The organism is Empedobacter sp. UBA1574 (assembly GCF_002322895.1).
In the GTDB taxonomy this organism is placed as follows: domain Bacteria; phylum Bacteroidota; class Bacteroidia; order Flavobacteriales; family Weeksellaceae; genus Empedobacter; species Empedobacter falsenii_B.
Map to the genome: position 1 here is coordinate 59,620 of NZ_DCOI01000005.1, position 9,008 is coordinate 68,627.

At 31.3% G+C, this 9,008-nt stretch carries 3 protein-coding genes; all 3 read right to left on the reverse strand.

What is annotated here, in order from left to right:
- Positions 1 to 44: 44 nt before the first annotated feature.
- From B3578_RS01610 to B3578_RS01620, 3 genes are read right to left on the reverse strand one after another with little or no spacing between them, the layout of a single operon-like run.
- Positions 45 to 2,639 carry an alpha/beta hydrolase family protein gene (locus B3578_RS01610; RefSeq protein ID WP_291046645.1) on the reverse strand — a complete coding sequence of 865 codons (2,595 nt, stop codon included), beginning with the start codon at positions 2,637 to 2,639 and terminating at the stop codon, positions 45 to 47.
- Entirely contained in the window at positions 2,629 to 4,017 is a 1,389-nt protein-coding gene (locus B3578_RS01615; RefSeq protein WP_286495481.1) for a RagB/SusD family nutrient uptake outer membrane protein, read from the reverse strand. The genes B3578_RS01610 and B3578_RS01615 overlap by 11 nt, the downstream gene beginning before the upstream one ends.
- Positions 4,018 to 4,034: 17 nt before the next feature.
- Positions 4,035 to 7,028 carry a SusC/RagA family TonB-linked outer membrane protein gene (locus B3578_RS01620; protein WP_291046649.1) on the reverse strand — a complete coding sequence of 998 codons (2,994 nt, stop codon included), beginning with the start codon at positions 7,026 to 7,028 and terminating at the stop codon, positions 4,035 to 4,037.
- Between the last annotated feature and the right edge of the window lie 1,980 nt (positions 7,029 to 9,008).

A 9,008-nucleotide genomic window follows, 5' to 3' on the forward strand; every position in this document is an offset into this window, starting at 1 on the left:
AGAAGAGAGGAAGGATGATTTGATTTTCCTTCCTCTCTTTATTATTATTTTAAATATTTTTCAAACCAATCTTTTATGATCTTTGATAATTCTAATTGATTTTGTTCTTTAAATATTTGATGAGGTTCGTTCTCAAATATTACTAATTTACCTTCCTTATTAAGTCGTTTCATTCCCATAAAGAGATAAACACTTTGATACCAATTAATATTATAATCATTTTTACCTGTCCAAAGTAACAAGGGCATTTTCAATTGTTCTACTTGATCTAGAGGTGAGTTACGTTTATAATTATCTTTTAATTTGTAATAACTATCACCCATTCTAAATTGATGACTTTCAGTTCTCCATAACTGATCTGTATTCCAGTCATTGCCTTGCATATCGTGAGACCAAGTTTGTAAATCGCTTACGGCAGCACCAGCAACTGCTGTTTTGAATAATTTAGATTGAGTGGCAATAAAAGCTGATTCATATCCTCCAAAAGAATGACCAATCAATCCAATTCTACTAGCATCAATAGCTTTGTTTTCTATTACTTTTTTTAGTGCAAATTCTACAGCGAGAAGAGCAGATTCTCCTGGTTTACCTATTTCGTATGAAAGATTAGGTAATAAAACAAAATAACCATTTGTGACATAATTAATAGGTTTAAAACCGTCATAACCATAAAAATTAGGAGATTGAAAAACAAACTTTTTATCTGCATTTTGATTATAGATATTAATAATCATTGGATATTTTTTTGAAGCTTCAAATTTGGAAGGATAAAGTAAAGTAGCCTTTAAGGTTACTCCATTTGGTAAAGTATAATCAATAACTTCTGATTTTCCTAAATCAAATTCTTGCAAAGTAGGATTGCTTTGATAAAGTAACTCACTTTTATTTAGTATCATATCATACATATAGAAAGAGGGTGAATCTTTATAGGAGCTCACTTGATAAGCAAACTTATTTGAATTTAGAAATAGTTTAGGGTTACTATAATTTAGATCGCTTGAAATTAAATGTTTAACTTTATTTTTTTGTAACAAAGCAAATCCTTTTTCTAGATTATCTGTAATAGTTTCTATCAATAAGGGGCGATTAAAATTATAAGTAAATGTATCAGAAAAAGAATAACGAACCAATTGTTTTTCAACTATGGTATTATTTGCTTTACTTAATTTGAAATGGATACCTTTTGAAGAACCGTTGGTTAAATTAGTTACTTTTTTATCATTCAATAACCAAATGTCATATTGATCTTGTAAAAGAATTTCATGCTCATCTTCCGACCAAATAGGAACCGCTACTGGAGCTTTATCTGTAATATTATTATCAGATTCATTGTAAAAATTTCTCCCTATAGATTCTGTTAAATTATAGGTTTTTTCCTTTTTTATATCATACAAATACCAATGATGCTCTTTAAAATAAGCTACAAAAAGACCGCTTGGAGAAAAAACAGCATACTCATCATAATTACCTAAATAGAGATGTTCTACAATTAATTTTCTTTTTCCTGTTTTTATATCTTGTACATACAAATCAACATAGGTATCTTGTTTGTATTGAGGTTCATATTGTAACGCGTCCCATACCAATGCGTATGGTTGTTTATGTCTGTAAAGAATAGAAGAGGTGTTACTGTCAGTTATTGATTTAACAATATTATCTTCAGGTGTCCAACTAGACAAAAGAAAATCACTTTTATTTTTGTCATAAGAATTTTTACGAGGAGTAATCCATTTATCTTTGGTATCCCATATTTCTACATCCGTTTTTTGTTGTATATTATTCTTTTTTCTATAAAAAAATACAGATCTACCATCACTACTTAGGCGTATGTTACTTGTGCTTATAACTTTGTCATCCAATTGAGTTCTGATATCTTCGGAAGTTAATTTGCTTATTTTTCCTTTACCATTTACATGGAACAAAATGGTGTTATCTTTGTTATTTTCGGACCATAATAATACATCCCCATTTTCGTTCCAATTCAAAAGGCTTAAATTAGTATGATCAAATGATTGAATAACTTTTACACTATTATGATCTAAATTATAGATCCTAACATCTGATAAAATAGGATTATTCAAAATCATAGCAACTTTATCACCTTTAGGGTTCCATCTAAAGTCAGAAACACCTATAAACTCGTTTGTTGTATCATTTTGTAAATTGTAGATGATTAGAGACTTCTTTTCATTCGTTTGATAGAATGCTATAAATCTCGAATTATTATCAAAACTAAATACATGAGAAGAAATATTATTGAATGTTTTATTACTTAAATTTAGAAGATTGATTACTTTAATTTCTTTATTAGAAGTATAATATGCAAACCATTTTTCATCCGTTGAAAATTCTGAAGTAAGCAGAAGACTTATTTCAATTTTAATTTTTCTTTTTTGATGAATTAAATAGTGAGTTGATTTATTACGAAAATCTTCACGTATTAAAATCCATTTACCATCCTCTGTTGAATTAATAATAATAGAAGATTCACTCCATCGGCCGTTTAGGCTTTCAGAGTATACTTTTTTGGTGTCTGTTTGTCCATTTACTTTTTCAATTGATAAAATTAACAAGAGCAAAAAAAATGATGTGGTATAAATTATTTTATACATAATTGTAATATTATTTTTAATAGCCATTGTTTTGAGGGAGTAAATTAGGATTCATCCTTATTTCAGTATCTGGAATAGGAAAAAGAATATCAGTAGATTTCCATCCAGGTTTCAAGGGTTGTAATGTTATTTCAGCTTTGTTTAATCTTTTAATATCAAACCAACGATGTCCATGTTCAGTAAATAATTCTAAACGACGTTCTTTAAGGATTTCATCCATTATTGCTACTGAATTCACAGCCGTTGTATTTGTCAATCCTGCTCTATTTCGTATGGTGTTTATATCTTGTAGAGCCCCTGTTATATTACCTTGCATTATTCTAGCTTCGGCTCGTATCAGAATTTGTTCAGCAAGTCTAAAAAGAATAGCGTATTCTGTAGACTCACTTTTTATAGTGTTTTGTTTATATTTATAAGGCATATACCAATAATCAGTTCCTTTATTGATCTGTTTTATCCATATTTGCTTACGTAGATCTTTGGATTCAAATTCATCTACTAATTTTTGACTCAAAGCCATAGTAGGGGGAGGGCCAACTTCAAAAATAAATTGTTTAGATTCGTTCGTAGGATCTCCAATCTTTTTAGGTTTCAACTGTAAAATTGCAGAATGACTTTCTTTTAAAAATTCTTTGGAAAGATCATTTTCTAAATAATACATAGATGCAGTATTTATAATTTTATTAGACCATTCTTCTGCATCTTTCCAATTTTTATGATAGAGTTCAACACGTGCAAGTAAAGCTGTTACAGTAAAGTAGTTTGCTCTTATACGTTCAGAAGTAGGATATTCGTTCTTAAGAAATACTTGTGCTTGCTTCAAATCGTCTTTTAATTGGATGTATATATCTAGTGTAGATTGTCTAGTCACTTTTACATTTTGTAGATATTGACTTGTTTTGATGTAAGGAATCTCTCCATAGTAATTAGACAAGTAGAAATGAACGAAAGCTCTTATAAACAAAGCTTCTCCTTTCAATTGATTTTTTGTTTCATTAGATAAATTTTTACTATTATCTAAACGTTCTAATGCTACATTACACATATAAATTAATTGATAGCCACTTGACCATATGGATGAATTAATGGTATTAGAAGAAAGTATTCTATGTTCTACATAATCATTTACCGGATTCGTTGCTAACGCATAGTAATCCAATTCATCTGCATAAAACCCCATTAAAGTAGATGCACCATATAAATTTCCACTTACAAGATATTCATCTCTAAGGTTAGCATATAGCTGTGTGATAGCAGCTGTTGCAGTTTGTGTATTTTCGTAAACTATTTCAGAAGGTATTTCACCTTTTGGATCGTCTATTTCGATTAGTTTTTCGCAACTAAAAAGTATGCTATTTGTAATAAACACTAATAATAGCAATTGTATTGTTATTGAATTTTTCATGATTTTTTAATTACTGATTAGAATTCTATTTTTCCACCAATTACTATTCTTTTCGTTGTAGGTAAAAAAGTACGTTCGGTTTCAGGATCTACACCTTTCATTTTTGTTAATGTCCATAGGTTTTGCCCTTGTATATAAATCAAACCATTCAACTCTTTAATTGGTAATCGATAGGAGATTGCTATAGTTTTCAGTCGTATATATGAGGCGTCTTCTATAACACCTGTACTTGATAAGAAGTTGTTATAAGCTTGTAAAGCTTTAGAATCTACCCCCGTTGTGTAACGTTGAAATTTTTTATCTTTATCTCCAGGTTTTTGCCAACGATCTAAGACTGCAACAGGAAAATTAGACATCATACCTGGAGTACCGAAGCTGTAGAATTCGTTGTATCCTTTTTTCTTAACAAATTGAAATAAGAAATCCATTGTCCATTGCTTATAGACTAAGCTATTCTGCCAGCTTCCAATAAACTGTGGTGATAAATCAACACTTACTTTTCTATCTTCTATAGAGGTAATTTGTCCATCTTGGTTATAATCTTTGAATTGAAATAATCCGGTTGTCGAATCTATACCTTGATAATCATATAATTTTCGGATGTATAGTGATTCACCTATTACGTAATCATTGATATAAGGTGTTTTATCTAATCCTTCAAACGATTTCAGTTTGTTTTGTGGCAGAGATAACTGCGTGCTTGTAGTCCATTTCACTAAACCATGCTGTATTGGAATTGCACTAAATGTTATTTCCATTCCAGAATTCTGTACAACAGCACCTAAATTAGAAATGATACTTGTAAATCCTGTTGTTGTAGGCAGTTTGTAACTTATAAGTTGATTAGATGACCGATTACGATAATAGGCTATCTCCATATCCAATCTGTTATGAATTAAACCTACTTCTAATGCTACTTCTAGCTTTTTATTTTTTTCCCAACTATAATTAGGATTTTGTAAACGTGTAGGATATAAAACAAGCAGATTGTCATATCCACCTTGCGCTATTGTAAAAGTATCTTGGAATTGATAATCACCAATCTGATCATTTCCTGTTACACCATAACTACCTCGCAATTTCCCAAAACTCAACCATGATACGTCACGTAGGAAATTTTCTTTAGAAAATATCCAAGCTGCACCAACTGCACCAAAATTTGCAAAACGATGATTAGGACCAAATCGGCTCGATCCATCTCTTCGTCCGGTTAAATTAAGTATATATCGGTCTTTGTATTGATAATTTATACGAGCATATAAGGCAGCATATCTATACTGAGAACTAGTTTCTTTCAAATAACTTATGGTGGTTGCAGAACGTATGTTATTCATTAAATGATTACTCGCAAACCCACTTGCTAATAAAGAATTTTGTTCTTTCTCTTGTTCTGTCAAAGTAGCACCTGCTGTAGCACTTACTTTTCCTTTTCCTAATTTATAATTGAAATCAATCTGAGGTTCTATAATCCAGCCATTTTGATAGTTTTCACTCTTAAGTATATTAGATGCTGCACTTGTACTTCCAAAAGCTGGATTTCTCATTGTATTAGGATTGGATTGAAATTCATCAAAATCAGTACGCTGATAGCCTAAGTTTGTCTTTATTGTAACTCCATTCAACAACTGATAACTAATTACAGCATTAGTGTTTAGGTTAGTTGTTTCATTTCTATATGTACTTCTTAATGCAGCAATAGGATTAGACCACGAATTATTAGCCCAATTTAGGCTTCCGTCATCATTGTATAAACTTGGAGCATTAGGAGCTAACGTAATAGCAGAGCGTGTAAGATCTGTAGTTGGTAAAAAATTACGATCTAAACTATATTGTACAGATAATCTTAAGTTGAATTTATGATCAATAGATTGATGATTTAGCGTAGAAAAAAAGCCAAGTTTTGTATATTTAAAATCTCCTTGGTAAACAGCATTCTCTTTTACCAATGTATTTCCTAAGATAAAACTCGTTTGTTCAGTACCACCAGAAACAGAAAAACGCAAGGTGTTAGCTGTAGTGGCTTTTCCTATAAATTCTTTTTGCCAGTCGGTAAATCTATTCTGATCCCATGTTCCATTTACATCAAATGCATTGGTAGGATAGGTAGTGATCTTATCATTTGCAAAAGCTTCTCGTCTCATTTCAAGATATTGATTGGTATTTAATAGAGTAGGGAATATACCATGAGTAATAATAGTTGTAGAAGCATCAGCAGTAAAAGCTGTTTTGCCAGTTTTACCTTTCTTAGTAGTAATCAATAGTACACCATTTGCTCCACGTGATCCGTAAATAGCTGTTGCATCAGCATCTTTCAACACTTCAATAGATTCGATGGATTGAGGATCCATCGTATTCAACGGATTTGAATTACCACCAGGTAATATTACACCTCCTAAAGCTGTAGATCCTAAGCTAGTGGTACTAAATGGAACACCATCTATAATATATAAGGGGTCATTCCCTGCAGCAATACTATTTTGACCCCTTATTCTAACTTTATAACCACTACCAGAATTACCCGAAGTTGGTGTAATCTCTAAACCAGGAACACGACCTTGCAAAGCATCTAAAACAGAATTCACGGGCTGATTCTCTATTTCCTTAGCCGTTACACGTGCAATAGACCCCGTACGTTCTTTGTCTTTTACAGCATAGTACCCCGCATTTATCACCACATCTTTTAGCTGAATCTCGTCGTCCTCTTTTGTGAAACTTACATTTATCACACTTCTATTCAGCACTTCTTCTTCACGAATAGGGAAATCCAATTGCTCAAAAATTAGTTTAGCATCATCATGTTGTAAGGTCAACGAATAGTATCCATTCTCATCAGTTCGCACACTATTCTGTGTGCCTTCTTCTGTTACGACCACGCCAGAGAGCAAATGGTTATGATCTTTCACCGTTCCAGTCACGGTTTTTCCTGTTTGTGCAAATAGGGGTGTAGCACAAACCAATCCCAATAACACACTTATTGTATGCCTATTGAGTTTAAAGTAAAATATTTTCATAATTTTACACAAGTTTTTTAAAATTCAACATTAGTTTTAAAAGCCACTCCTTTTCCAGTACATCGCGCCAACTTTGTTTTTGGGAAAGGGGTTTTTGTTTTTTTTTACGTTTTACGGTCTACGCTTAACGTTTTACGTTTTTATTCTTTTTTATATTCAAATCCACTTTTTAATAACAAATTTTGTCATTCTGGGCTTGTCTCAGAATCGTATCCAATATGTCATTTCGAGGTATCGAGAAATCTTTTGTCACTTTTTTTCGTCAAAAAAACTAACGAAAAAAGACTTGTCTTTGATTTTCGACGGTCAAAATAAGTTTCAGCCATTCAATGTTTTAAATCATTTGCTACGCAAACAGTAAAACATTTTAACCATTTACTTCAACTTTTTGACACTCGCCTCCAAATCATATGACATTTTTTTAATCCTATTTAAACATTCAAATCCTTTTTTAACAATGAATTTATAAACCGTCATTGCTGAAAAGTCGAGTGTCAATTCGGCGTAAAGAGCGTTAAAAATGATTTATGTTCGCATTTCATATGCGAATGTTCTAAAGCATTTAGCGAGTAGCCGTTATTGACCGACTTGTAAGCACAGACTTGACTTTTTTGGTTCGTTTTTGTGTCAAGACAAAAATGAACATATAATTATTAATCAACTTGTAACAATTTTACCTAAGCTCCACAGGAGCTTCTCCTTTTAATTTCAAATGTTTTTTCATCAAGGAAAAAAAGAATGTAAAATTCTTTCTATCACTTTTTTATTCATAGCTTATCTATTTTAATTATCGGAATTCATATGCCCTACGGGGAAATGAGCAAAAAAGTAATCAAAAAACTCTTGTCTTTGATTTTCGACGGTCAAAATAAGTTTCAGCCATTCAATATTTTAAATCATTTGCTACGCAAACAGTAAAATATTTTAACCATTCTCTTCAACTTTTTGACACTCGCCTCCAAATCATATGACATTTTCTAATTCTTTTTCAATATTCAAATTCGTTATCATTTCTATTCTAAATCGTCGGATTTTTAACTCTTTTTTCAATACTCAAATCCTTTTTTAACAATGAATTTATAAATCGTCATTGCTGAAAAGTCGAGTGTCAATTCGGCGTAAAGAGCGTTAAAAATGATTTACTGTTCGCATTTCACATGCGAATGTTCTAAAGCATTTAGCGAATAGCCGTTATTGACCGACTTGTAAGCACAGACTTGATTTTTTGATTACTTTTTGATCAAGCAAAAAGCAATAAATAGAGAACTTCTTATTATCGCAAATTCCATTTAGAATTTCATCTCTATTATCACGCGTGCGTGCATTCGCGCCTGTTAATCCTATATTCCTCCTAAAATATCCCCCTCCAACAGTTTTAAAAAATACATTAATAAATGAAAAAAATTAACACTAATACATTTTATGAAGATCATTTACTTTCTTATTGTGTTGTCTTCGGGGGATAGAGTGTGAATCTGTTTACTATTTCATGATTTTACATAAGTTTTTTAAAATTCAACATTAGTTTTAAAAGCCACTCCTTTTCCAGTACATCGCGCCAACTTTGTTTTTGGGAAAGGGGTTTTTGTTATTTTACGTTATACGTATTTTTATTCTTATTAATACTCAAATTCACTATTTAACAACGGATTTTAGAGTCGACATACGATTTGCAGACGAGCTTCAATCCATTGAAACAAGCGTAAAAAAGATTAGTGAGCGTATGCGAAACATTTAATCTTTTTAGTGCGTGAGATGGTAATTGAACGTCGAAAATCGCAGTCTTGACTTTTTTGGTTCGTTTTTGTGTCAAGACAAAAATGAACGTAATAAAATAATTATCTTCTTATTATCGTAATTATGTTCAGAACCTCATTCTTAACCTCAAATACATCTAACATTTAATCTGTAATTTTTACATCCTAAATCCCACCTCGTAAATCAAAAATCCTATCCCTTCCGATACACGAACCACGAACA